Annotated in this window: 25 protein-coding genes and 1 pseudogene; 14 read left to right on the plus strand and 12 right to left on the minus strand. The window is 53.0% G+C overall.

The window, feature by feature from the left end:
- Positions 1-911 precede the first annotated feature (911 nt).
- Complete coding sequence (locus NH395_RS18425) at positions 912-1118, plus strand: transposase (protein ID WP_253021466.1); 207 nt, start codon at positions 912-914, stop codon at positions 1116-1118.
- Positions 1119-1423: 305 nt separating this feature from the next.
- On the opposite strand, the gene radC is transcribed toward NH395_RS18425, so the two are convergent.
- From radC to NH395_RS00035, 6 genes are all read right to left on the minus strand, one after another.
- The gene (gene radC / locus NH395_RS00010) at positions 1424-1921 is read right to left on the minus strand and encodes a DNA repair protein RadC (RefSeq protein WP_253021468.1); all 498 of its coding nucleotides are present in this window, start codon (positions 1919-1921) and stop codon (positions 1424-1426) included.
- A gap of 89 nt (positions 1922-2010) precedes the next feature.
- Positions 2011-2622 carry a lambda exonuclease family protein gene (locus NH395_RS00015; protein WP_253021470.1) on the minus strand — a complete coding sequence of 204 codons (612 nt, stop codon included), beginning with the start codon at positions 2620-2622 and terminating at the stop codon, positions 2011-2013.
- 37 nt (positions 2623-2659) lie between these two features.
- Positions 2660-3445 (minus strand): ERF family protein, encoded by a 786-nt coding sequence (locus tag NH395_RS00020; RefSeq protein WP_253021472.1) that lies wholly within the window; start codon positions 3443-3445, stop codon positions 2660-2662.
- An 89-nt stretch (positions 3446-3534) separates the two neighbouring features.
- On the minus strand, positions 3535-3711 hold the full coding sequence (locus NH395_RS00025; protein WP_253021474.1) for a hypothetical protein: 177 nt from the start codon (positions 3709-3711) through the stop codon (positions 3535-3537).
- Between the two features lie 151 nt (positions 3712-3862).
- Entirely contained in the window at positions 3863-4831 is a 969-nt protein-coding gene (locus NH395_RS00030; RefSeq protein ID WP_253021475.1) for a DUF932 domain-containing protein, read from the minus strand.
- A gap of 90 nt (positions 4832-4921) precedes the next feature.
- A complete protein-coding gene (locus NH395_RS00035) occupies positions 4922-5260 on the minus strand; it encodes a hypothetical protein (RefSeq protein ID WP_253021477.1) in 339 nt (112 codons plus the stop codon).
- Between the two features lie 156 nt (positions 5261-5416).
- Between NH395_RS00035 and umuD the strand changes: the two genes are divergently transcribed.
- From umuD to NH395_RS00055, 5 genes are all read left to right on the plus strand, one after another.
- Complete coding sequence (gene umuD, locus NH395_RS00040) at positions 5417-5866, plus strand: translesion error-prone DNA polymerase V autoproteolytic subunit (RefSeq protein ID WP_253021479.1); 450 nt, start codon at positions 5417-5419, stop codon at positions 5864-5866.
- The gene (locus NH395_RS00045) at positions 5863-7140 is read left to right on the plus strand and encodes a Y-family DNA polymerase (protein ID WP_253021481.1); all 1278 of its coding nucleotides are present in this window, start codon (positions 5863-5865) and stop codon (positions 7138-7140) included. The genes umuD and NH395_RS00045 overlap by 4 nt, the downstream gene beginning before the upstream one ends.
- A 386-nt stretch (positions 7141-7526) precedes the next feature.
- Positions 7527-7718 (plus strand): AlpA family phage regulatory protein, encoded by a 192-nt coding sequence (locus NH395_RS18430; protein ID WP_366065057.1) that lies wholly within the window; start codon positions 7527-7529, stop codon positions 7716-7718.
- A gap of 21 nt (positions 7719-7739) precedes the next feature.
- A complete protein-coding gene (locus NH395_RS00050) occupies positions 7740-9215 on the plus strand; it encodes a YfjI family protein (protein WP_253021483.1) in 1476 nt (491 codons plus the stop codon).
- Positions 9216-9356: 141 nt separating this feature from the next.
- Positions 9357-10427, plus strand: a complete 1071-nt coding sequence (locus tag NH395_RS00055; RefSeq protein WP_253021485.1) for an inovirus-type Gp2 protein — start codon at positions 9357-9359, stop codon at positions 10425-10427.
- A gap of 43 nt (positions 10428-10470) precedes the next feature.
- Here the strand turns inward: NH395_RS00055 and NH395_RS00060 are convergent, their stop codons facing one another.
- The 3 genes and pseudogenes from NH395_RS00060 to NH395_RS00070 form a co-directional block, all read right to left on the minus strand.
- Positions 10471-11547, minus strand: a complete 1077-nt coding sequence (locus tag NH395_RS00060) for a hypothetical protein (RefSeq protein WP_253021487.1) — start codon at positions 11545-11547, stop codon at positions 10471-10473.
- Positions 11548-11663: 116 nt separating this feature from the next.
- Entirely contained in the window at positions 11664-12182 is a 519-nt protein-coding gene (locus tag NH395_RS00065) for a WYL domain-containing protein (protein ID WP_253021489.1), read from the minus strand.
- Between the two features lie 88 nt (positions 12183-12270).
- Positions 12271-13298, minus strand: a pseudogene (locus NH395_RS00070) (IS30 family transposase).
- A gap of 245 nt (positions 13299-13543) precedes the next feature.
- On the opposite strand from NH395_RS00070, the gene NH395_RS00075 reads away from it, so the two are divergent.
- Positions 13544-15700 carry a pentapeptide repeat-containing protein gene (locus NH395_RS00075; protein WP_253021491.1) on the plus strand — a complete coding sequence of 719 codons (2157 nt, stop codon included), beginning with the start codon at positions 13544-13546 and terminating at the stop codon, positions 15698-15700.
- A gap of 174 nt (positions 15701-15874) precedes the next feature.
- Here the strand turns inward: NH395_RS00075 and NH395_RS00080 are convergent, their stop codons facing one another.
- Positions 15875-17074 (minus strand): integrase arm-type DNA-binding domain-containing protein, encoded by a 1200-nt coding sequence (locus tag NH395_RS00080; RefSeq protein WP_253021493.1) that lies wholly within the window; start codon positions 17072-17074, stop codon positions 15875-15877.
- A gap of 387 nt (positions 17075-17461) precedes the next feature.
- On the opposite strand from NH395_RS00080, the gene NH395_RS00085 reads away from it, so the two are divergent.
- Positions 17462-18388, plus strand: a complete 927-nt coding sequence (locus NH395_RS00085; protein WP_253021495.1) for a YihY/virulence factor BrkB family protein — start codon at positions 17462-17464, stop codon at positions 18386-18388.
- 144 nt (positions 18389-18532) lie between these two features.
- Positions 18533-19498 (plus strand): putative zinc-binding metallopeptidase, encoded by a 966-nt coding sequence (locus NH395_RS00090; protein ID WP_253021497.1) that lies wholly within the window; start codon positions 18533-18535, stop codon positions 19496-19498.
- A gap of 20 nt (positions 19499-19518) precedes the next feature.
- Here NH395_RS00090 and NH395_RS00095 read toward each other — a convergent pair whose 3' ends face one another.
- A complete protein-coding gene (locus NH395_RS00095; RefSeq protein WP_253021499.1) occupies positions 19519-20298 on the minus strand; it encodes a CLCA_X family protein in 780 nt (259 codons plus the stop codon).
- Between the two features lie 122 nt (positions 20299-20420).
- Between NH395_RS00095 and NH395_RS00100 the strand changes: the two genes are divergently transcribed.
- Positions 20421-21479 (plus strand): oxidoreductase, encoded by a 1059-nt coding sequence (locus tag NH395_RS00100; protein ID WP_253021501.1) that lies wholly within the window; start codon positions 20421-20423, stop codon positions 21477-21479.
- Positions 21480-21519: 40 nt separating this feature from the next.
- Here the strand turns inward: NH395_RS00100 and nudE are convergent, their stop codons facing one another.
- Positions 21520-22134, minus strand: a complete 615-nt coding sequence (nudE, locus tag NH395_RS00105) for an ADP compounds hydrolase NudE (protein WP_253021503.1) — start codon at positions 22132-22134, stop codon at positions 21520-21522.
- A gap of 72 nt (positions 22135-22206) precedes the next feature.
- Here nudE and yrfG point away from each other — a divergent pair, with 72 nt between their 5' ends.
- The 4 genes from yrfG to NH395_RS00125 all read left to right on the plus strand — a co-directional run bounded on the left by yrfG (position 22207) and on the right by NH395_RS00125 (position 26037).
- A complete protein-coding gene (gene yrfG / locus NH395_RS00110) occupies positions 22207-22860 on the plus strand; it encodes a GMP/IMP nucleotidase (protein WP_253021505.1) in 654 nt (217 codons plus the stop codon).
- An 18-nt stretch (positions 22861-22878) separates the two neighbouring features.
- The gene (hslR, locus tag NH395_RS00115) at positions 22879-23268 is read left to right on the plus strand and encodes a ribosome-associated heat shock protein Hsp15 (RefSeq protein WP_253021507.1); all 390 of its coding nucleotides are present in this window, start codon (positions 22879-22881) and stop codon (positions 23266-23268) included.
- Between the two features lie 47 nt (positions 23269-23315).
- A complete protein-coding gene (gene hslO, locus NH395_RS00120) occupies positions 23316-24191 on the plus strand; it encodes an Hsp33 family molecular chaperone HslO (RefSeq protein ID WP_066317900.1) in 876 nt (291 codons plus the stop codon).
- A 289-nt stretch (positions 24192-24480) separates the two neighbouring features.
- Positions 24481-26037 (plus strand): phosphoenolpyruvate carboxykinase, encoded by a 1557-nt coding sequence (locus NH395_RS00125; protein WP_253021509.1) that lies wholly within the window; start codon positions 24481-24483, stop codon positions 26035-26037.
- Positions 26038-26125 lie beyond the last annotated feature (88 nt).

The following is a 26125-nucleotide window of genomic DNA, read 5'->3' on the forward strand; positions in this document are numbered from 1 at the left end:
GTTTTCCGCCTAAAAGGCGGGAAACGGGCAAAAAACACACACATAACGGGAGAAGCGTGTCTGAATCTTTGATTTTTTGTCGACTCAAACCGCGATTGGCGATAATCGGCAGTTATTCAGACCTTCCTTAGCTGAATAGACCATTGGTGTTTTAGGTGGGTCCGGTCATTTTTATGGCTTGATTATTGTTGCCAAGTTCTGATGCGGTTGTTTTTTCCATCTCTGGTTAAAGTGGCGAAAGTATCGGTTAAAAACTTACTCTAACGGTTTACTGAACAAGTTTGCGCGACATAAAAATACGCTTCTCCATCAGTTGACCAATCCGTGATAGAGCTCATCGGTATTAGGCTCGTCGGACTGTTTGGTGGACTTCTGTTTGGCTTCGAAGAGGTCAGGAGCGTTCTCCAGTACTTCACGCTCCAGGTACTGACCATGGCTGGATGAGGCTGGAAACGGGCAGCCGTCTCGGATGTTATTTAGTCCCCTTTGACATTTTAAAGGGCGGGAATACCTACAAAATGTAGAGGCTTGATGTGACAAAACACGTTGACAATAAATCTAGATTCCATGAGCTCTGTGGATATGTCATATGCTATGTCACAAACGGGTATCACATAAGTAACTAATGTAGGCAGTGATCGGGGGAACTTTACCGGGTGTCCAAGTAGTCACGTGATGCTAGTTGCTTTAGCGACCTCCATGGCGTAGCTGATCGCGGTTACTTTAAGAGACGGAAAATTCTTGCTTGCCACGATGCCGGTTTAACGTCTTATTTCCCTAAGCCAAGAACCTCGCCTAACAAGCTACATTGCTATTGGTGCTCGGCCTATCAGTGTTGCTCAATGAAAACGCAATGCACCACGGGCACCTATAGGCGTATCAAAAGCTGGGAACACTAGGATAAACTGGAGGTGGTAAAATCTCTACTGGACCGGACGCCGAACATGGTGCGCCTCCGTCGTCAGAATGTCGAGCACCTCTTTGGCAAGTTGAAAGCGTGCATGGGAATAACGCACTTCATGTCCAAGAGCCTTAAGAACGTCAGCACGGAAATGAGCCTTCAGGTGCTTGCTTACAACATGAAACGCCTCATGAATATTCTCGGTACTGGGGGGTGATCCAAGCAATGCAACCATAGAGTTGCTGAGCTTGGCGCTACTGCGCTTGTAGAATCTGGTAAGGCTCTTTAGTAGAGGCTTCTTAGACTTTTATATCGATCAACGTAGATGTTGGTTTAATTATTGAGGACGTTGTGAACCTATCTAGCTGACCGTTAATGGCGCAATTGCGGTTGTATACTGTAATCCCCAACTGGTTTTTTTGTTTTCACACAGCCTCGCCCGATAGCTGATATAAAAAAGAAAGAAAACATCCCAACTTGGACCCGCCCAGGCGGGCGGATCCAAGTTGCTCTCCATTTCCGCTACAAATATCCCATTTCTGCAAACGACTTACACCCCTCGCTTCCTACCACCACATGATCAATCACCCGAATGTCCATCAGCCCCAGGGCTTCCTTGAGTTGCTGGGTGATTCGCCTATCCGAATCGCTTGGTTCGGGGTCACCGCTTGGATGGTTATGTACGAGGATGACCGCCGCGGCGTTGTAGGTGAGGGCAGCTTTGAGCACTTCCCGGGGGTAGACGCTGGATGTATCGATGGTACCCCGAAACATTTCCTCGAAGCATATGACACGGTGCTGAGTATCGAGAAACAGGACGCTGAACACCTCGTGCTCGTAGTCCTGGAGCAGTAGCCGCAAGTGCTCAAACGCTTGCGAGGGCTGGGTGATCTTGCAGCCTCTGGCAAGCTTGCGACGCGCAAAGCCTTTGGCGAGGTTGATGATATCGGCTTCGGTAACCGGTTCTACGACGTGGTAAGTGCCTGCCACTTCACCGGCCTTGAGTTTGCTGCGGGTCATGGTTGTCTCCAAAAAAAGAAAACGCCGGGGTGGTGGCCCCGGCGTCTATGTCGTTATGTGATAGATAGTTCGTCGATGATGAGGTTGGCTCATGCCACCATCACTTGGCTGATACGCCGCTCCATTTCCTCATGGAAGGCTTCGACCCGCTCGGCAATGGTGCGGATCATGATGTCGTCGCGGTAGGCCCGCTTGATAAACAGCGGCATGCCGGGCCAGTAGCTGACAAAGTCGATCCATTCCCGCTCGCTGACCCATAAGCCGCCTTGGCACTGGGCAACGTGCTCTGATGGAATCTCCCCGCTTAACAGCACATCGATCTGGAACTTGGGCAGTTTGGTTTTGATCTCCAGCAGGCCGTTAGCACCGACCAGGCTATCAGGCGAATAGCCCACGTCATGGTTGAGGATGATACCCACTTCCTGCGGGCTCGGCTCGCCGGATGCATTGACGTAGAGCGAACGGGCCACCCCTTCCAGTTCATGACCACGCCGGGTATGGGCATTGCCCTGAAATGGCTCGGCTAGCTCGCCGGTCATCCGCTCACCCATCAACTGGTGCATGTAGGTAATGGCCCCGGCACCGAATCCACAAGGGCCCTTGCCGTTGACCAGCAAGGTCTTGAGCTCCGACATGGTGACGCGCCCCAAACGCGCCGCCAGCCACTCGGGAGAGCCTTGCGTCATGTTGAGGATCTGCATGGTCGCCTCCTTAGGGTAGATAGGGGGAAAATGCCTGTTACTTATTGGCCCGTTTGGTGAGGGACGCCCGTAGTTTGTCGAAGTCGCTGTAGGGCACCTGCACGGCAGACCCGTACTTGCCGCTGAACCACTCCTGAGTCGTTGCTGGGCACTGGCTGATCAGCCGCTGGATCTGCCCCGCCTGGAAAGCAGTGACTGTCTTGATGCCTGCTTTAGTGCTGGCATTGCCGTTATCGTCCTGGCCGCGGGTGGTGATATTGAGCAGCGCGCACAGCACGTAGCGCTTGCCGTAACTGGTGGAGGAGCCAAACGCCTGAACCGCATTCTTGTTACCGCTGATATCGGCGGGTAGCAGCATGCTGGTTTCTTCACGGTGGCCGTCCTTGTGCATCAGGACGCCGGTGATCTGAATGCCACGTTCCTGCGTCTGAATACGAAAGCTCACCGCAAAGCCATGTTTCTGCATGATCGGGCGTACGGTATCGACGATATCCTCCAGGGTGGCGTAGAAGCCGTTGTTGGTTTGTCCTCGCTCCTCGATGCTGGGTAGTTCGGTCTGCATCGCTGCCATGGCCGCGCTGTAGGCCATCATGGCCTGGCGATCCATCACCCGCTCCTGCATCTGCAGCAAACGCTCCATCTTGTCGATGTCGACGTCCGGGTTCAGCGCAGCCCGCTCGATCACCTGAATGATCGCGGTACTGTCAGCGGTGGGATGAGCCTCCAATGCGGCCGGCGTGTTCGACGAGGCAGCGTCTGGCTGAATAGCTGATGACGATGTTTCGGGGTGATTGGAATTGATGACATGGGTGCGTTGTGCCATGGGGCACCTCCGGTTATCTCGAATCGATACAGGGATAATCCAACGCCCAAACGTTGCTGGGCTGGTTGGAAGCGGTGAGGCGGGTAGGGTTAGTCACCCAGGTGATCGGCCAATGTCTCGGCATCCAGGGGCTCTAGACGGACTTCCGCCCGGTAGAACTTTCCTTGGGCGCAGACGACGGTCTCGGCGTGATGTTTTTGGTTGGCCAGCAGGGCTTCGGTCAGCTGGGTCAGTCCGGTTTCGACGGTGTGAGAGACGAATGTCATGGCAGTTCCTCGTAAGGTAAACCCCACAGCAAAACGCCCGGCCTTGATAGGGCCGGGCGTTTATGCCGTGGAGGTGGTGAGTGTCACTGGATAGGGAATAGCGTGATGGTGGGATATCCGGGAAATCGATGAAGCGAGGTTAAGGGGCTGATTACGCCACCAGCGCAAGCGCTGCATCGAGCGCTTCCTGCTTCAACTGTGCGCCCTGACCGAACCATGCCGAATCCATGCGGGTATCGTTGCTACGTGCCCGTTTCTCATGGTCGACATACTCGGTGACCGCATTGAGCAGGCCCCAGGCCGTGTCCTTGGCGGTCACCAGGTGCGAGCCCCGACCTTCGCCGGTATAAAGCTTCTGCACTTTATTCAGTGCCCGGTAGTTCGGCAGCTTGGAAGGATCATCCAGAGGCGTTTCGGCCCCGCAAATCACCGACTGCAGGTACTGCTGGGCTTCACGGCGGTCGATCTTGCGTTCCGACAAGGCCTTCATGCGGTACATGAAGTCATTCCACTGGGATACGGAAATGCCCAGCTGTCGCTTGACGGCCCGCGGGTCGAACTCCGAGCGATGGGGCACCTTCACTGCCTGCGATGTACCATCAACGGCGATCTGCAATGTGTTGTTGCACACCACCCGTACCGTGGTGGGGGTCGCCATGGTCGCCAAGGTGCCATCACACGAGGTGGCCAGCAGCAGGTAGTCGTTCACCTCATCCTGGCCTTGCAGCGATGTGCTCAAGCCACTGCGCGCCAGGGCCCAGAACTTGCGACCACCCTTGAGAACCCCGGCGGTTTCCAGCTCATACCCCGCGTACTCGGTCAGGTCACGGTAAAACTCCAGGATCTCTTCCGGCTGCACCACCTTGTAGCGCTGCGATACCACGGAGAGCGGGGCCTTGTTGTCCGAACGGTAGAGCACCTTCTGCTCGGGGAAGGAATGAATGCTGCCCAGGTGACTTGCGCCTTCGGCAATAAAGCGCACCGGGGCCTCTTCAATGTGCCAGTTCATACCGGCCTGTTGTTGCCAGACTTCCAGCGGTTGATGACGGGTCAATTGCTGTCCCAGGCCATGCCAGGGGGTAGCGCCTACGTAAGCCATTTGTTCAACGAGATGTGCCATCAGTCATTCTCCAGACATAAAAAAAGCGCTGACACAGCTGTCAGCGCATGGGTGGGTGGTGAGTAAGGTGTATCGCCGTAAAGCGATGTATCAACGTGCGGGGGCCAGGGGCGGAAAGGGGTGACGAAAGATATGCCCGCACGACAGGCAGAGCCACGGGGTGCCTTCACCGGGCGGCAACCATTGCGAGAAGAACAGGGCGGCTACCCGCGCCCCCGACTGTCCTCCGGCAATGGCGCCCATCATCGCGACGGGCAGTTTGGCGAGCGGAAAGCGCGAGCTGGCTATCGACAGAGGCTGGGTGACGGCGGCTGATCGCCAGGCACCGATCGCCCCGCCAATCAGGCAACTCCCCGTGGTACCGATCCGTTGAGCGGTATCAAGGTTGAGCATGCGCGTTTCAGCACAGTTAAAGCAGGGTGGTGGCATAAGCGGCACTCCTATGGTCAGGGAAGCGATCCCTGTGGTGGGCTCATAGGAGTGATATAGGTCTCAAAATTAGTGGCGTTGATCGTGGTGGTGTTGCGTCAACCGGTGTCTTTCTTGATACTGGCTATATATACAGTTATCGAGAGGCACCTTACCATGTCATTGCCCGTTTCCCTGCTGGGCCGAGCAGACGCTTATGCCCCATCGTGCCCGTTACCGCTCTATTCGAGTGCGGTGCGTGCGGGGTTTCCGTCTCCCGCCGATGATCACCTGGATACCGACCTGGACCTTCACCAGTATGTGGTGAAACGTCCGGCAGCGACCTACTTCGTACGTTCCGAAGGGGATTCCATGACGGGTGATGGTATCCATCACGGTGACTTGCTGGTGGTAGACCGGAGCCTTGACGCGATGCCAGGCCGGATTGTGGTGATCTGCGTGGACGGCGAACTGACCGTGAAACGGCTGGAACGGGTTGGCCAGCGCACCTACCTCAAGGCAAGCAATCCCGCTTACCCTCCGATTCCGATTGATGGTCGTGAGTCCCACGTCTGGGGCGTCGTCACTCATGTGCTGCACAGCCTGCCAGGGGCACCGCTGCAATGATGGCCTTGGTCGACTGCAACAATTTCTACGTGTCCTGCGAGCGGGTCTTTAACCCGACACTGGAAGGTCGTCCGGTGGGTGTGCTCTCCAATAACGATGGATGCGTTGTAGCCCGCTCCAACGAACTGAAAGCCCTCGGCGTCGAGATGGGTGCGGCGATGCACCTGCTTTCGCCCCAGATCCGTCGACAAGCCGTGCTGCTGTCGAGTAATTACGCCTTGTACGGCGACATGTCCCGGCGCGTCACGGAAGTGCTTGGCGAGTTTTCTCCCCATGTCGAGGTGTACTCGATTGACGAGAGCTTCGTGGGCTTTCAGGGCTTTGATCCCGACGCGCTGGAGCAGTACGGGCAAACGTTGCGAGAGACCGTTAAACAATGGACCGGCATTCCGGTCTCGGTGGGTTTTGCACCATCGCGCGTCCTGGCCAAGGTAGCCAACCATGCCGCCAAGAAACATCCCGCCTACCGGGAGCAGGGCGTGTGCAAACTCATGGCTGACGGTATCGACACTCAGGCGCTGTTGAAGCAGTTGCCCGTCATAGAGCTGTGGGGCGTGGCCCGCCGCACCGGTGAGCGCCTGCGGGTCATGGGGATTGAAACGGCGTGGGATCTACGCGAAGCCGATCCCAAGCACATACGACGGCATTTCAGCGTGGTGCAGGAACGCATCGTGTGGGAGCTGAGGGGCCAGCCGGTGATACAACTGGACGACATGAGCGAGCCCAAACAACAGATCATGGTATCGCGTTCGTTCGGTCGACTGACCGGTAATCCGCATGATCTACGCGAAGCGCTCCGGCAGCATGCCGCCAGGGCCGGTGAGAAGCTTCGCAAGCAAGGCAGCGTGACCAGCGCCGTCATGATTTTCATCCGCACCAATCCCTTCCGCAACGACTTGCCGCAATATACCAACCGGGTGGTTATTTCACTGGAACGACCCACCGACGACAACCGAGAAATCACGGCCGCCGCAGTACAGGGCTTGCGGCGTCTATGGCGTAAGGGCTACGCCTACCAAAAAGCCGGCCTGATGTTGCTCGACCTTTCCCCCAAGGCCAACCGCCAGCTCACCCTTGCCGAGACCCCGCAAACAGAAGCGGATGCACAGCGCAGCGAACGCCTGATGACCACGGTTGATAAGCTCAATCGGGAGTTTGGTCGGGGCACCATACAGATGGGCCTGCCCCGTAAAGGTAATGCCTGGGCGCTGCGAAGCGAACGGCGCACGCCGCGCTACACGACTCAATGGAATGAATTGCTGGCTGTTAAGTAAGAGGGCTACTAGTCGGAGTACTTTTCCGAGCCGGGGGGAATCAGGGCGAGTTTTGACGATTTTTTTTGGCCCATTTTACTTGGATGCTTGCGAGTAACTTTGGCCAACATCCATATCACCATCGGCAACCCGACGTGCTATTGCTGCTATTTTTGCTATCGAGTAGCAAAAATAGCAGCCTTTTTGAGGTGTTTTGCCTCTCTGAATACCCACCCAACAAGGCTAACACGGCCAATATCCCATTCAATTTTCCATTTTTTATCAATGCGTTAGAAAACGTCAGCATTCGTCACAAGCCATGCGCCGTCTTATGAACCAACATACCTGTGTCAACCGCGACACAAGAGGTAAGAACGATGACGGCAAGTAAGAAAAAAGCTCCAGTGATGCTACGTATAAAGCAGGTCAAAGAACGAACAGGGCTATCTCGATCAACGATTTACAACAAGATGGATCCATCGTCCCCTTTCCACGACCCAGACTTCCCTCGCCGGGTTCAGCTTGGTAGAGCGAGCGTTGCCTGGGAAGAGAACGAGATTGACGAATGGCTGCATAAACGCATGAATCTACGGGACTAAAATTGATGCAAGGAATGGTGTATGGCGATCACGGACACTTCCCCCATGCCACGAGCTTACCCCGTAGTAAGAAAATACTTGTTGGATGGGTTCGTGGAGGAGGTATCCCAGAATCAGCAGGTTCACAGGGATATGGTTCAATTAACAGCCTTGGCGGCTATATCAACGGCAGTACAAGGGCTTGTGGTTGCAAAGTGGCCCGACGGAAGAAGTAGTTCAGCAAGTCTTTACACGTTGATAATAGCCGGCTCGGGGGAAGGTAAAACCCCCACCTATTCAGAGGTTTTCAAAGGCGTGCTTGATTTCCAGAAGCGCGAGAGGACTGTATATGAAAATGCGAATAAAAATTACTTGGCAGAGCATGAGGTATGGGTAAAGAAAAAGGAGGTTATTCTTAAAAAGATAGCTCGGATGACGTCTAAAGGGGAGGGGACTGTTGAACTTGAAGAGCAATTTAAAAAACACTTGGCAGACGAGCCTGTAGTAAAAAAAGAGCCTATCGTGCTTTATGAAAATTCGACAGCGGAAGCATTGATTGATGGCATGCTGAAGAGTTCAAAGTACGCCACATTGGTATCAAGCGAAGGAGGAAGCATACTTAAAAGCAGTGCATTTAAAAACGATTCACTGATGAACGGATTATGGAGTAATGAGACCGTCAGAATCCATCGAAAAACGACAGGGTCAGGATATCTTTCGGGAGGAAGACTTACAGCATGCATTATGGTCCAGCCCGATGTCTTTGGTAGTTATTTACAGAGCGCTGGTAGAGCTGCCAAGGGGTCTGGAATGTGGGCTAGATTTCTAATCACAGAGCCCGAAAGAATGGTAGGTAAAAGGAGTTATAGCGCTGGGCAAAAAAGCATAACGTATAGTGTAAATTTTGCTAATAGAATATTCGAGCTTCTTGAGTTAACCAAAAAAAGGTTTGAAAGTGAAGAGAGGGAATTGTCAGTAAGATTATCTCATGCCGCACAAGTTCGATTCATGGGAGTTTGCAATGGCATCGAGTCGGATACTGCTCCTGGATGTCTGTTTCATGGCTTTGAAGACCATGCTGCAAAGCTCCCTGATAACATATTAAGAGTGGCTTGCTTAATGAGTGTTTTTATAAATGACCCAGAATCTGAGATATCCGAAGAGGTGCTTGAAAAATCAATCGATATTGTAATGTATTACTCGTATCAATTCAGAAATAATTTTTACAGTCCAAGTGACAGTGATATAGATGACCAGGAGATGATGGATTGGATTGAAATTAGAAGAGGCAACGGTCAGCGTTATTACCGTAAAGCGGAATTGCAAAGGTATTGCCCATCAAGGCTGAGGAAAATAAAAAGGCTGGATCCTTGTTTAACTCGACTTAGTCAGTCGGGGGTGGTGAGCTGCTTTCAGCACAAAGGAGTGAATTGCGTAGACTTGGCTCCAAATTATCCTTTAGACCAATCTTCCTTTAGTTTAGCTGGGATAGAAAAGAGGTATCCAAAAATATACTAACTTTTAAACTATTAGCTAGCTGTTTATTTGCTTTACTTCGCATTGTAGCTGTTATATATAATATATCTGAGCTTTTATATTCTGCTTTATATGTTATTGGGGTTGACTGCGATAGTAGGAAATACTTATGGAGTTTATTGTATGGTGAATCTAAGCGAAGAAAATAAGGTAGCTGAAAAAGCTACCTGTAACATATCCATGAATGATGGGGGATATGGAGTTGAAGAAAGGTGGTTGATAAACCATTGCGTACAGGCAGAGGCCCTGGTTAAGCGTGTTGCAGAAATAAATGGGTCTTTATATTCAGTAAAAAAAGATCGTCATGGAAAAAGCGTAGTTGGCTTTGAAAGCATCACGGCGAAGCATTTAAAGAAAATGCTGGAAGCGGGGTGTCAGAATGAATGTTGGAATAAAACAGCTGTAAACATGAATCCTTATGTCAAAATATACCATGAGGCAGCATTAATTTACGGTCTACATATCTGTACGGAAAATACAGTGAGCAATGAGGTGGAGTGCTTAAACCGATCAGTGCAGGTTATAAGGGAATCAATTAATAGCGAAGAATTTATATTAGCAAGAAAACGTCAGGAATTAGCAAGGAAGAAAAGGCTGAAAGGCTCTTTCGAATATATAGATGAAATTAGGAAAAAATACGCAAGGGTAAATTATATTAGAGTTGATTTAGGATATAGAGAGGGAAAGTTTGTAGATAGTGATTATTACTCAGAAGATATAGAATTAGTGAAATCTCATTGGGATACGATGCGATCTGATTTAAGGAGAGGAGTGCCTATTGAGGGGTTGATAGGCTTCATTATGACATTGGAATATGGGTTGCTAGCAGGTTATCACTATCATCTCTTATTAATAGTGGATGGTTCTCGGCATCAACAAGATATCACTTTGGGTATGTTGGTAGGAGAGCATTGGAACAACTATGTTGTGTCCGATGGAGAAGGTAGGTACTTCAACTGTAACAGGTATAAAGAAAACTATCGGCACGTTGGAATAGGAGTGATTAATCATTACGAGGAAGATAAGTACAGAGCACTAAAATACAAAGTTATCGATTACATGGTTAAAACCGACTTCGTCTTGAGACATGTAGCACCTGCCGAACGAGCTTATTCTAGAGGAAATAACCCAACACAGGATGCTATCAAGCGTGGACGACCCAGGGAGAGTAGTTTAGTACATCAGAGAATATAGCATCATTATCTATCAGGATATTGATATATTAAACATGAAGCCCTCAAAGATTGGGCTTCATAAAACTAGCCAGCGAGACAATCCGGCGCTCAGGTAGGGCGCTCAAACTTTTTGCTTTATCGCGCGCTATTCCACTAGTTATTTGTCTTGCTCTACCTCCGTTATCAATAATTTCACTATGCTCTATGTATAATTGCCTCGACACCTCGTTCATGTTGACAAGACAATACGGGAAATAGTCTGGGTACCTTTTACGTTCTTCTTTTGAGGGTATTTTTATATTGTTGACTGAATTACTTTCAGTGACAATCTCTACGCAAAAATCCAAGGCTTTATTGGATATGCCGTCAATTTTCTCTCTTAGAAAATTCTTTAAATTCTCTTTTTTATCGGAGATGTCGAACACATTTTGGTAGTAGTTAATGCAAGCCAGGTTTAGTGCTTTCAAATTTTTATTCGGCCAAGGGTAGTCCGTTATATATTCATCTAAGGGTGTTTCGCCAACAGAGGAAAGGAGTGACTCCCTAGTGATCCATAAATCGTCTATCTTTATAGTGGTATCGATTGTTCCACCAGGGCGATTGGCGAAAAATATATGCCCAAATATTTTTTGAGGATTGTTGGGGGTGCGGTTTTTAAATATGCGGAATTCGTTGCGAAAATATCTTTGCATCATTGACGAAGAGCTTTCAAGTTGTCTAGGTTTATCTTTATATATGTCTTTTATACTTGATGCATGAGTATATTTTAATATCTTTTCTCTTTTGTCCAATACAGCAGCTGTGGTGAAAGATCTTAGTGCTGCTTCCCCTTCTAGTATAACTGATTCATAATGCAGATGAGTTAATACTGCATAATCATAATCGTTTGATTCTAAATAAGAGGTTTTTGGGTTTTGAGAGAGGTCGGCACCTTCAAACTGGTTGTTAAATTGCGCATTTTCTCTTCCAGGTATTAAGCAGTAAACGACCTCGTCAGTAGGGATTCTGTAGAGAAATTCAATTTCTTTTTCTTCGGCTTTATCTAGAAACCAATTTTGGGACTTGCCTGTTAATTCAACAGCCTCCCGAACCTTGAACAGAACCCTCGTATCCGATTCCAACTTATCCTTCAAAAGCATTTTGGCACCTCACATAGCGACGATCCTGATAGGAAATCGTAACTCAGCTCCAGATTTTCGACATCCCTTGTAAAGCCCAATCCTAGGCAGTCGGGAGGTGGCGACAAAGGGTATATTTAACCACTGGGTGTTGTTGGGTTGTCCACATCATAGTAATACGCCAGTACCTGTTTGGCATTGTCCTTGAGCGCTTTCCGCCAGGACGCTGGTTTAAACACCTTCACGTTGGCACCCATGCCCATCAGCCACCAGAGCGTTTGCTGGTCGGTTGGAACATGCGCAGTTAAGTGATAAGTCTTATCCCCGAGAGGCTTGATGGTCTGCGACTTGGCCAGAGGTGTCTCCTGCAGTAGCCATGCCACCGAGTGGGCAATTTCCGCATCTAGCATTACGTAGTCTAGCTCATGCCTGTAGTCAAAAGCACCTACCTGAATATAAGCATCGATATAGCTCCCCCCTCCTGTCGGCTCCCAGGGTACATCGCTCATCGCTGCGTCCGTTATTCGGTGCAGAGCAAATTGTTGCAGGTCACCAAAGCCGTCCACTTGAGCGATCAGGTAGTTAACGCTATGGCGACTAACAATCCCTTGGGGATGCAGCGTCAGGTCTTTTTTACTCTCTGTGGCGAGGTACACATACATGACCTCCATGGTCTTTTGTTACAACAATGCCTGTGTGACTGTCTGCCAAGAGGTTTGGCGGCCTCAAGTTCCAAGTGCAACACTATTGAAGCGTGCTCGGTCCGGCGACGGATTTCTTGAGCACCTCGGCGTAGACTTCCAACGGCGTGCGCCAGTCCAGTGTCTTGCGTGGCCGTGTATTGAGTGAGTCGGCGATCTCGTCGAGCTCTTCCTGACTGTAGACCGACAGGTCCGTGCCCTTCGGCAGGTACTGTCTCAACAGCCCGTTGGTGTTCTCATTGGAACCCCGCTGCCAATGGGCTATGCGGGTCGGCAAAGTAGATCGCTGTCCCCGTCTTTTGAGTGATCTCGGCATGCTTCACCATCTCTTTGCCCTGGTCATAGGTCATGGAGAGGCGCAGAGCGCGCGGCACCTCATTGAGCATGTCGCTGAAGCCAACAGCCGCCGCTGTAGCCGTGGTGCCATCCACTTTCGCCAGGACCACTAAACGCTTCGTGCGCTCAACCAATGTACCAACGGCAGAGCGATTGTTAGCGCTAATGATGAGATCCCCCTCCCAGTGGCCAGGCATCAGGCGGTCTTCAATCTCAGGTGGCCGAAGGTGGATGCTCACCAGGTCAGGAATCTGTTGCCGCCTATCCTTGCCACGGCTGCGAGGGCGTCGTTTACCGTTACCCTGGCGCAAACAGGCAATCAGCTCCTTCATTGAGCGAGCCGCGCGGCATGAGGTAGAGCGCATTGTAGATGGCTTCGTGCGAGACGTGGCGGTCAGTGTTATCAGGAAACATACGCTTCAGTGTGCGGGCTATTTGCTCTGGTGACCAGTACTTGCGCAGCAGGTAGATCACCAGCTCAAAAAGCTCACCATCGAGAGGTAGCTTCGGGCAATGGCGAGGCCGACAGCGGGTCAGTCGGGCTCTGTGTCCAGCAAGGCTGGCGTCATACGCCCCGTCCCCGTCAGGCTTGACTGTATGGCGCACCAGTTCTCGTGAAATCGTACTAGGTGCACGTCCCAGTTGGCGGGCGATAGCGCGAATCGAGTAGCTAACCCGCATCAGCATGATGGCGGCTCTGTCTTCAGCAGAAAGATGGCGATAACAGTGAGTCATGGCAATACCCTACCTGATAGGTTAGGTGTTGCACTTGGTCATTGAGACCGCCTTTCTTCCAGCCTTGTTGGAATCAGTGCTCTTGATGTTTGGCTGGATTTATTTTGTAACTCAAAAGATCAATAAATTAAAAAATAAAACTTGATGAGTCTTGGATTTCATTCTTCCTTAGCGATTTAAAAGCTACCGCAGCCAGTGAAATATTGCTCTATAATGTGCCATATAGATCCTCACGGACGCCCATAATGAATGATAGAGAGCAGCAAAAGGTCACACGCATCAACGAGCTCTCGACCCTGGCCCGAACTTCGTGGATCGCATTGCTCGCCTATCTCGGCTATATCGGTATTACTTTGCTCGCTGTACAGGACGCCGATTTCTTCGTTCCATCTAGGCAGACGGAGTTGCCTCTGGTGGGTATTTCTATCCCCACCTTCTGGTTCTTCGTATTCGCACCACCTCTGGCCGCAGCTCTCTATGTCTATCTTCATATTCACCTGCTTAAGCTCTTCGACGAGCTTGCCTCAGCGCCTGCCCGTATCGACGGCGAAGCGCTCGGCGATCGTATACATCCATGGTTAGCTAATAACTTCTTTCTGACGATGCGCTCAGATGGTTCGGCTAACGAGCGGCCACTGAGTCGCCTATCAAATCTAGCAACCCTTGTACTAGTCTGGGTGACAGCACCGTTGGTGTTGACAGGGTTCTGGTGGCGCTCAATGCCCGCACATGATGAGTGGCTAACGCTACTTCTGTCACTTAGTCTAATCATATCTACCTATGTCGGCCTTACCAGTTGGTGGAGTGCTCGGACTGCCGCCTGCCGAACTTTCCGACGACCTTGGGCAAACCCTTGGAGCGGATGGATGCGAGTTGGCTTCGGATCTTTGGCTCTGGTTGTTGTTATCACCTTGAGTTGGCTGCGCACTGAGGGAGGCATCGATCATTACGCAAACCGTGCAATTGACCTAGTTGAGGCTGCGCTTGGGAAAGATTTCTTCGAAGGGGGGTTCTACCCTAACGGCGACTGGAAATCTGAACAGGTTGTTCAGGAAGAGTGGGTTGCTTCACGTGAATGGATTCCTAACCTCGGTACGTTCACCTTGGGGTCTGAACACTGGCTAGCAGGCCGTTGGCTTAATCAGCAAGAGGCTTGGGATCCTATCGCTCATACCGACCTTTCAGGGGTTGAGCTTGTAGTGCTGCCAGCCTCATGGCGTCCTTCTCATACTGCCCAAGAGGCTTTTAGAGAGGAATGGTGTCGACGCGAAGGGTTACGAATGGCTGTCTGTGGTCATATGCCCTCTGTCCACAGTCCGCTACCCGTCACACTGTCGGCGGAGCGGAAGAATTGGTGTGCCCAGTTTCTGAGCCTGCAAGTCGATGTCTGCCTAAATCAGTTTGAAATTTTAAATCAGCGTTTCGAAAGCGACTGGGAAGAGGAACGTCGCGCTATGCTTGCCAAACTTCCCAAGCTTGAATTAGATGGTCGTGACCTTCGGAGCGTTAATGCATCAAGGGTCTCACTTGTTAACGCGAATCTTGCATCAACTCGACTTGAGGGTGCGGACCTCACGTTAGCGAGGTTGGAAGGTGCAAACCTCATGTCAGCGAGTCTGGATCGGACAAACCTTAAGGAAGCAAGCTTGGAGAGGGCGAACTTAAATGAGGCGAGTCTAGAGCGGGCAAGCCTTGAGAGGGCTAGGCTAGAGGGCGCGAAGCTCGTAGGTGCTAGAATGGAGGAAACAGGCCTTCGGGAGGCGAATCTAGAGGGGGCAAACCTCTCGGCAGCGCAACTAGAAGGGGCAGACCTTAGATCATCGAAATTAGAAAGAGCTTATCTAACGTTTGCTCTGCTGGAGGGAGCCTACCTAACGTTTGCACAGCTAAATGAGGCCAATCTGGTGGGGGCTAAATTAGTGGGAGCCGACCTCCATGGGGCGCGGCTGGAGAGCGCAGATTTAGAGGGGGCGAATCTAGAAAGGGCAGACCTCACATTTGCAAACTTGGAAATGGCAGACATCAAAGGGGCAAACTTCGAGGGGGCGGAACTAAGATGGACTGTTATGCGAGACGCTGATCTACGTAACGCTCGCCATCTTACTCAGGCTCAGCTCAACGGTGTGATTGGCAATGCCAATACACTTCTTCCCAATTTACCCGCCCCCGATACCGGCGAGCCATATCACGTTTGGAGTTGTTGGGAGAAAGAACCACCTGACTTTAATCGGCTTGTACTGATAACAAATGAAACGGTCTATTGGGGGGATGAGTTCACTGGTTTAACTTCTAGGCTGCGCGAAGAGTTGCGCTGCACCAATGGTCCACGGAAACGTGTTGGCACACCTCTTGCTCCGAATGTCCCCTATCCTGAAAGCTATCCTCTGGCGAATGTTGACTAAACTTAAAGTTTTATCCTGCTCCTCGCTTATCTCATGCGTTGACCTGCCTTTACAACAGTTTTAGATCAAAATGTTAATTCTAATCAAGCAGCTAATTCGCCAAAATTCTAGTGAATTAGCATTTCCGTTGGCACTCATGCATGCACATGTGTACCCACAGTGTTTTACCTGGGCTCAAAGCGTGGCGATAAAGTCCGCCCAGTCTTGCATCATAGATCGTCGCTTTTCAAACAGGTCGCCGCGGCGATAGGCAGCCTCCACCTTATTCTCGATGGTGTGGGCCAGCGCCATTTCGGCTACGTCGCGGGGGTAGCTGGTAACCTCGCCAGTCCAGTCACGAAAGCTGGAGCGAAACCCATGGGGTACATAATTGCCTTTTTCGCCGCTTGGGCCGTATCCCATTCCGCGCATGAATTGAAGTAAGGCCATGTTGGAAAGCGGGCGGGCGTGCTTCATGCCGGGAAATACATACGTACTACCTTTTACGTGGTGTAGATTCGAGAGTAGCGATAGAGCTTGCTTGGAAAGCGGTACTCGATGTTCGCGGTTGGTTTTCATCCGATCAGCAGGGATCGCCCATGTGGCATTAGCGAGGTCAATCTCGTTCCATTCGGCATTCAGCACCTCGGAGGTGCGCGTTGCGGTCAAAATCAAAAACAGGAGCGCTTTAGAAGACATGCTGCTGTACTGTTGAACCGACGCCATGAAATCAGCAACGTCATCATAGGGCATGGCAGGATGGTGATTAACCTTCTGGATACGTGACGGTTTGGCTAGTAGTTTATCCAAGTGCCCGCGCCAACGGGCGGGATTGACCGGATCGCGATAGCCGTGTGCAGCTGCATAATCCAAGATATTCTCAACCCGTCCCTGCACGCGTTTGGCCGTTTCGTTTTTATTTGCCCAGATAGGTTTTAGGACTTCAAGCACGTCCTGGGTCGAAATATCTTCTATGGGCTTTCCACCGATTTTTGGACGCACATAGGTTTTGAGAGTGCTGACCCACTGACGGGCATGCTTGGCATTTCGCCAACTGCGGCGGTGTGCCTTGATAAAGCGAGCGGCGCAGCTTGTGAATGTGACAGCTTCTTTCTGAGCTTCTTTCTCTTCTTTTAAGCGCGCTTCCAGTGGGTCAATCCCTTGCTTGACCATTTTGCGGTTATCCGCTGCGAGCTCGCGGGCTTCGGATAGGCTTACGCCAGGATGCGACCCTAGGCCCATATAGCGCTGCTTGCCTTGAAGCTTAAAACGGTAAATCCAGCTAACCGACCCGCCAGCGGTAATTTGCAGGTATAGGCCTTGGCCGTCACCCGTCGATCCCTTTTTACCTTCTTTCGCAAGCTTCTGAACTGTTTTGCTAGTGAGCTTACCCATGGCAATGCCTCTCTGTGGTACAGCCGACTGATTGCTGATGAGCCTACCACAATATAACCCACACTTTGACCCACATCTTTGCTCTGGGATAAGCTGGATTTGATTGGAAAGGATTGGGCGCTTAATAATGTATTTATCAATAAAAACAGATAATTAATATACGACCTTGGATTTGCCTGGAAAGGGTGTATGCGGACTCCTCCTCCGCCAAGATTATTGAAAAAGCCTGCTGAACTACTTTCAGCGGGCTTTTTTGTTGTCTGCACTTAAGTTTATCTTCAGACAGTTGTCTTCGTTAAGTACGCTACCCCTGTTTTCTGCCATCCTTGCACTCAGGTGGCGCCATAGGCGTATCATGGCCTTAGCGTACAAGGAGAATGGCAACCAATGGCTCGCAATCGCACATTACTCAGTGCTGTCGTTCTTCTGCTACCCAGGTTGTTGCACTTTTCTTGGCGAGTATTGTGCAATTTTCTGAAGAACCGCGGCATTCTGCTGGCGGGAGGTGTGGGGTACAACGTCCTGCTCTCCATCGTGCCGCTGTTTGCGTTGCTGGTTGTGTTGTTAGCGCAAGTCGTGGACGAGCAGCATCTTCTCAATGTGTTGGCGTTACAGGCGCGTCATTTAACGCCTGCCAATGCCGAGGTTTTGCTGGAAGCCGTAAGGGGGATACTGGATTCCCGGGATGTGATCGGCATTTTCGGCTTTCCTATCATGCTGCTTTTCAGCTCGTTCGCTTTTCGGATGCTCGAGGATGCGCTGGCGATTATTTTCCATGCGCCAGAGACGCCACATATCAAGCGCAGTGCCTGGGTGTCCGTGATGCTGCCATATGCCTTCATGCTGGTGCTTGGGGCCGGATTAATGGCGTTAACGCTGGTCGTGACCCTGGCGAGTTCGCTCAATACGATGGTGCTGGCAATTTTCGAGCGGGAACTGCCGCTGGCGCAATTTTCCGAGCCGGTGCTTAATTTGATCAGCTTTGTCGGTGTTTTCCTGTTATTCAGCGCCATCTACAAGGTACTGCCGGTTGTGCGTATCGCCTTGAGGCGAGCGGTGGTGGGCGGTTTTGTTGCTGCGCTTTTATGGGAAGGTGTACGGCTGTTGCTGGTCTATTATTTCACCCATCTTTCTTTGGTCAACGCCGTCTATGGCTCCTTGGCGACACTGGTGATTGTGCTGCTCAGCCTTGAAATTGGCGCGATCATCTTATTGCTGGGTGCCCAGGTGATCGCCGAACTGGAACGTAATACTCGCCTGGGGCTGCCATGGTATATCGACCCAGGCCGCCAGCCGGTCACTCGGCTGGAATGACCGACAGACTCACCGATGACCGGGGACAGGAGATAAATTGGCGACGCACAGGCAGAGAAACCGCTATTTATACTCAGCCACTTGTAGGGGGGCGGCCTGGGCGCGCAAGATGGTCGTCAATGTTCATTTCGGAGTCGTCATCCTATGCGTGTTTTCGCCAATCCCGTCGGCACGGGGAATCTCTGGTTCGACAATCTCAGCACCGCAGATGGCACCCCTGTCGGCTATGATCCCCAGGCGCGGGCGTTCGTGCCGATGCCTCCCTTTTGCGCCAACCGGGAAAGAATCGGTTGCAACTGGATTGCGCCAGAGAAAGGAGCGTTTTGCCGGTCCTGCGCCATGACCGCACTGGCACCTGATCCTTCCATCCCCGATGCCATCCCCAACTGGGCGCAGACAGAAGCGGCCAAACGCTGGGTATTGGATAATCTGGGGCGTTGGCACTGGTTCCGGCCTGAAGATCCAGGTGCACGGCCTGTGTTTCATCTGCTGGCTGAGGGACCTACCCCTGTTCCCATGGGGCATGCGCAAGGTGTGGTGACCATCAGCGTTGCGGAAATGGACCCGGTGTTGCTCACCACGCGCCGAGAAGCCTTGGAAGAGCCTTACCGGACCATGATTGGCCATATGCGCCATGAAATTGCCCACATGCTGTGGTGGCGGTTGAGCCTGCGCGAGGATTTTCTGGATGAGTTTCGGGCCATGTTCGGTGACGAGCGGATCGATTATCCAGCCGCGTTGCGTTACCACTACGAAAATGGCCCACCGCCGGAGTGGAAGCAGCATTATCTGACGAGTTACGCTTCAGCGCATCCCCACGAAGACTGGGCCGAAACGGCGGCGCACCTGCTTCATCTGACCGATATTGCCGACAGTTTTGTCGCCACAGGCCTGTCGTCGCCGCAAATACCCAGCGCCGGTTGGGACCCGTATTCGGAGCCTGACGCCGGTCAGTTGATCCACATTGCCGCCTCATTGACCGTGGGTGTCAACCACATCAATCGTTCCATGGGGTTATCGGATCTTTATCCGTTTGTGCTCTCGGAGCATGCGCGTCATAAGCTGGCTTTTGTGCATAACTGGTTAAGGCGCGGCGCGCAGGGGCTTTAAACGTCTCAGAGGGCAGAGGCTCAATGCTCTTGGCGCAGCGCCGTGCCTAAGGTCGAGAAATAGTCGTCAAATAGCCGATTGATGCGTTCGCGCTGCTCGCCTTGGGGATAGAGCCCCTTTGCGGCTTCCGGCGAGGCCTTGCTGCCTTTGACCAGAAAATGGTTGGTGATCGTGGCGTCCTGTACAAAGGCTTCGAAAGCGCGGGCGCAGAGTTCTTCGGGTCGGCTGTAGTACAGCTGGCCAAGTTGTTTATCCATCCGTGCAGAATGCCTGAAAAGCTCGCTCGGCCGATCGCCTTCCGGCTGTAGTAAAATGGCCTGAAAACAGTGCATCAATCGGTCATTAAGTGGGTGAGGAACCGGTTTGGCATCCGCAAGCCAGGCGGTCGAGGCAAACAATCCGCTTGGCGCGCCGCGAAAACACTTGGTGACAATGTAGTGATCGAACGCATGAAACCACTCGTGAGCGATACTCCCGGGACCCGCGTTTTTGGCTAGTGAAAAGCTGCGCTGGCTGGGGTCGTAATGGGCGGACACGCCCGGCCTTCCGCCGCTACCGTACTGCAAGGCGAGCGAGCCGCGTAGCGAAATCAATGCTTCAGGTCCCCGCAAAATCAACATCAAATCGCATAGCGCATCGTGGAAAAGTTCCGCTGCACGGTCGCGTTCGGCGTTGGTCACCCAACGGCCAATCTCGATAGAACGAAAATCAAACTGGCGACGAATCAGCGCAAAGCTACTGACGTGCGCTTGGCGGTGGATCGGTCCGTTACGATAAAATTCACGTGCACTGATACTCACGGTATGGCTCGCTGAAGGGGGCAAGAGACGTCGTAGCTTTATGATATCGTTTAAGCATCTGGTTTGCGCGGTGTGCGCGTGCCACAATCGACCAACGCCTGTATTGACCAGTAAGGAATGCAATGAAGTCGAGTATTAATGTAGGCCTTGTCGGCTACGGTTTTGCCAGCAAAACGTTTCATGCCCCGCTGATTCAGGCGGCCGAAGGTCTGGATTTGGTTGCTGTCTCCTCAAGCGATGCAGCAAAAGTGCATGCTGACCTGCCCGATGTCGAGGTTGAAAGCAAAGCGGTGGCGTTATGCGATCGCAAGGATATCGACCTGATCGTGATTCCTACACCCAATGACACCCACTTTCCGCTTGCCAAGGCGGCACTGACGGCTGGCAAGCATGTGGTGGTCGATAAACCCTTTACCGTTACGCTGTCTGAAGCCAAGCAGCTAAAAGCATTAGCGACGGACAAGGAGCGGATGGTGTCGGTGTTCCATAACCGGCGTTGGGACAGCGACTTCCTGACCATCAAGGCACTGCTTGAGGCGGGTACGCTTGGGCGCGTGACCGGGTTTGAGTCGCATTTTGACCGTTTTCGGCCCGAGGTGCGCGATCGCTGGCGGGAAAAAGCGACTCCCGGCGGCGGTATCTGGTATGACCTGGGCCCGCATCTTCTGGATCAAGCCTGCGAACTGTTTGGCATGCCCAACGCCATTTTGCTGGAACTGGACGCGTTGCGTGATGGGGCCAAGGCCGATGATGACTTCCTGGCCCTGCTTGAGTATGAGGGGTTTCGCGTCACGCTTGCGGCGGGTACCCTGGTGGCTGAACCCACGCCGCGCTTCCGGATTCATGGCACTCAGGGAAGTTTCGTCAAGTACGGTCTGGACCCTCAGGAAGATCGCTTGAAAGCCGGTGAGCCGCCTACCTCCCAGTGGGGCGAAGATAGCCAGCACGGTACGCTGACGCTGCGGGAAGGCGAGGGAGAAAGCGCTTCATTGGTAAGCCACGAATACCCCACCCAGCATGGCGATTACCTGGCGTATTACCAGGGTGTCGCCAGTGCGCTCCTCGATGAAGCGCCAATGCCGGTAAGTATTGACGATGCGCTGCGCAGCATGTCACTTCTGGAAGCTGGCCTTGACAGCCATCGCCAACGGCGCTGGATCTCACTGAAAAATCATCTCTAAGCATGATGCAAGACTGGGACGGCCAGCCGGTCGTCCTGTGTCAAAGCAGATTCGTCGCGCTATTGCGTTTATCTTCACGCAGTTTATCCCGGGCAATGTACAGCGCGGCGATTGCCCGTGCTTCATGAAAATCCTCCCGCATTAACAAGGCGGGAAGTTCTTCCAGCGCGTGGGTTTCCACGATCAAGGGCTCGGGCTCGTCGCCCGGAAGACGCTTGGGGTAAAGGTCAGTCGCCAGCAATACCTGCATCCGGTGGCGCATATAGTTGGGCGCCAGGGACAGCTCTGCGAGTGGCTCAAGGTGATGCGCACCGAAGCCGCATTCTTCCATTAATTCCCGGTTAGCCGCGGTGACGATGTCTTCGCCAGGGTCCACCAAACCTTTGGGTAATGTCAGCACGTAATCTTCGAAGCCCGCTGCGTATTCGCGGATCAACAACACGTGTTCCGGGTCGGGCATGGCGACGATCATTACCGCGCCTCTATCGGCACCGGTCAAGCGTTCAAACTGACGCTCCTCGCCGTTGGAGAAGCACAAGTCCAGCGCTTCAATCTGAAACAAGCGACTTTGTGCCACGGTATTGCGCGCCGTGATCTGCGGTCTTTTCAGATAGCCCGGCGAGGTGTGATCGGTGGTTGAGTCGTGTTGGGACATCGAGCCTCCATGGCTGGTAAACGGCAGTTGGGCTACAATAGCACGCTTATAACTTTCACGATGGGAGTGGCAATGATCGAGTGGAGTGAAATTGACACCGTGCTATTGGACATGGACGGTACGCTGCTGGACCTGCACTTTGACAGCCACTTCTGGCTAGAGCATTTACCACGTCGTTACGTGGAACTTCATCAGTTGGATGAAGCCTCCCAGGACACGATTCGTGCCCGTATTATCGGCGAGCAGGGTACGCTTAACTGGTACAGTTTAGCCTATTGGAGCCGCGAGCTGGGCGTCGATATCGTGGCACTCAAGCGGGAAGTACAGCACCTGATCGGCCTGCGCGGCGACGCCCAGGATTTTCTGACCTGGCTCAAGCAGGCCCATCCGCGTGTGATACTGGCAACCAATGCTGACCGGGCCAGCCTGGCCCTCAAGCTGCCGCTCACGGGGTTGGAAAACTACCTGGATGCCATCATTTCTTCGGAAGACGTCGGTGCGGCAAAAGAAGAGCAGGCGTTTTGGTCCGCGCTACAGCGGCTTGAGCCGTTTGATCCCGCGCGCACCTTGTTCATTGACGACAACCCTCAGGTTCTTGCCAGCGCCCGTGCCTTCGGCATCCAGTACTTGCTGGGAATTAAACAGCCGGATAGCCAGCGTCCAGAAAAGGCGCTCGAGGAGTTTGTCGCCCTGGACCGATTTGCCCAACTGCTGCCGCATGCTTGAGCAGCTAGGAGAGCGTTAATGAGTGATGGAGTTCGCCTGGATAAATGGTTGTGGGCTGCGCGTTTTTTTAAGACCCGCGCCCTGGCGAAAAAAGCCATCGAAGGTGGCAAGGTTCACTACGACGGTGGCCGGGCCAAGACCAGCAAGAATGTGGAGCTTGGCGCGTTGATCAAGGTGCCCCAAGGCTGGGACGTGTATGAGGTGGAAGTGACTGCACTGTCAGATCAGCGCAGGGGCGCTCCAGAAGCCCGCAAACTGTACGCCGAGACCCAGGAAAGCGTTGAGCGCCGCGCCCGTGAGGCCGAGGCCCGGCGGTTGAACAACGAAGTCATGCAGCATCCGATCAAGCGGCCTGACAAAAAACAGCGCCGCGATATCCAGCGTTTCCAACGCGAGCAAGGGGGCTGAGTTCCCCGCTCGTCGGTTCCTTTTTTATTTCCCCCAACGGTTGTCTTATGTCTGACCAAATCCAACGTTTCCTGTTTGACCAAACCAATGTGCGCGGCGAAATCGTGACGCTATCAAACGCCTACCATGAAGTGCTGGACCGTCACGCCTACCCACCTGCAGTCAACCAGCTGCTGGGCGAATTACTGGCCGCCGTTGCATTGCTGACGGATACCGTGAAGCTGGACGGGACCCTCAGCATAGAGGTTCGCGGCCAGGGCGAACTGTCGCTGCTGATGGCTGAATCCAACCCGGGCGGCGAGTTGCGGGCTATTGCCCGGATTGCCGATGGCGGCGCTTTACCCAGTGAGCACGCCAGCTTTCGTGACCTGGTTGGTGACGGGCAGATCGTGATTACCCTCGACCCCCGCGGCGGCAATCGCTACCAGGGGGTGGTTGCACTTGACCACGATACCTTGAGTGGCTGTCTGGAGGCCTATTTCAGCCAGTCGGAGCAACTGCCCACACGGCTATGGCTGGCCGCGGACGGTGAGCGGGCAGGGGGCTTGCTGTTGCAGCGCCTGCCGGACGCCTCCCAGAACCAGGACGTGGACGCCTGGGAGCGAAGTGTGCACCTGGCCGATACCATAAAGCCCGAAGAGCTGCTGGGTCTTGAGCAGCGTGAAGTGCTGTACCGGCTTTATCACGAGGAAACCGTGCGCGTCTTCGAGCCGAAAGCGCTGCGCTTTGGCTGTACTTGCTCTCGCGAGCGTATGAGTAGTGGATTGCTGACACTGGGTGGTGCCGAGCTGCGGGATATTTTGCGCGAACAGGGTGAAATCAATACCCAGTGCCACTTTTGCCACACGAAATATCACTACACGGCCGCGGATATTGAAAGTTTATTGGACAACCCTGACGCGCCGTCGCCCACGATCCATTGATTTTGTAGTCATGCCGGTCAAGGCCCATGTTTAAAACGCCACTGACGGGCGCGAGCCATACCAGTCACTTGGGCATATTGGCTAAACGGTTGTTTGAAAAAATACTGCGCCGCAACACAAAATATAGTGTCAATGTTGTAGTTTAACTACAACATATTTGCTTCTAGCCCCCGTTTTCCGGGGGCTTTCTTTTTGCCATAATGCGCCGGACTTAAGCGCCCAGCCACGTGCCGGGATGAACTTTAAGGCGTCGGTGGCGCCCGGTAATCGAGAAAATCCAGGAATCGACATGACCACGACTCAAGCCGCTCATCAAGCCCACGTTAACCTCTGTAGCGCCGAATTGATCGAGCGCGCCGTTGCGCGTGGCGAAGGCCGCCTGTCGGCAAACGGTGCTCTGGTAGTGAACACGGGCATTCGCACCGGGCGTTCACCGAAAGACCGCTTTATTGTTGATGAACCCTCTACTCGCGACAGCATTGACTGGGGCAGCGTCAACCGGCCTTTTGATGCGGACAAGTTCTCGGCGCTCTGGTCGCGGGTTGAAGATTATCTGGTCGAGCGCGAGCACTTTGTTTCCGAGTTGCACGTAGGTAGCGACGACGTTCATTACCTGCCGGTGCGGGTTCAAACGGAAACCGCCTGGCAAAATCTGTTCGGGCGTACCATGTTTGTGCGGCCTCAGGTGTTTAACCCGGCCGTAAAAGATGAGTGGACCATTCTCAACGCCGCCGATTTTGCCTGTGACCCCAGCCGCGACGGCACATCCTCCGAAGGGTGTGTCATCATTAACTTCGCCGAGAAAAAGGTCCTTATCGCCGGTATGCGCTACGCCGGTGAAATGAAGAAAGCCATGTTCTCGGTGCAAAACTTCCTGTTGCCTGGCGCCGATGTGCTGCCCATGCACTGCTCAGCCAACGTGGGGGAAGATGGCGAAACCTGCCTGTTCTTCGGCCTTTCCGGTACCGGCAAAACCACCCTTTCCGCCGATCCGGCGCGCTACCTGATCGGTGACGACGAGCATGCCTGGGGCGACGGTATCGTGTTCAACATGGAAGGCGGCTGCTACGCGAAGTGCATCGACCTGTCTGAAAAGAACGAGCCGGTGATCTGGAACGCCATCAAGTTCGGCACCGTGCTGGAAAACGTAGTGCTGGACGACCGTCGCGAGCCGGATTACGTCGACGATAGCCTGACCCAGAACTCGCGAGCCGCCTACCCGCTGGAGCACGTTGAAAAGCGCGTGCCGGAAAACCTTGCGGGTGAACCCAACGCCATTGTGTTCTTGACCTGCGACATGTCCGGCGTGCTGCCGCCAGTATCGGTACTTTCCAAGGAAGCGGCGGCGTATCATTTCCTGTCGGGCTACACCGCCAAGGTGGGTTCGACGGAAATGGGCTCTTCTGAAGGGCTGGCGGCGACGTTTTCTACCTGTTTCGGCGCTCCCTTTTTCCCGCGCCCGGCGCGGGAATACGCCGACTTGCTGATCAAACGTGTGGATAAGCAAGGCGCCCAGGTGTATCTGGTGAATACCGGCTGGACAGGCGGGGCCTTTGGTGAGGGCGGTGCACGCTTTTCAATTCCAACCACTCGCGCCATTATCAGCGCGATCCAGTCGGGTGTGCTGCGCGATGTGCAAACCAAGCACATCGATGGGTTGAACCTGGACGTCCCCGTCGCGGTGCCGGGCGTGGATTCAAGCCTGCTTGATCCGCGCGATACCTGGGAAGACCGCACGGCTTATGACCGTCACCTGCAAGAGTTGGTTACCAAGTTTGTCGATAACTTCAAGAAATTTGAAGGCGTTAACCAGGCGATTGTGCACGCAGGTCCGCGGTTGACTTGAGCTTGATGCTCAGCCTGAAGGGTTTAGAACCCAAGCGCTGCTAAAGTGTCTTAAGGGGTAACGCCACGGCGTTACCCCTTTTCGGTTC

This window comes from Halomonas sp. Mc5H-6 (assembly GCF_024124705.1).
GTDB classification, from domain to species: domain Bacteria; phylum Pseudomonadota; class Gammaproteobacteria; order Pseudomonadales; family Halomonadaceae; genus Vreelandella; species Vreelandella subterranea.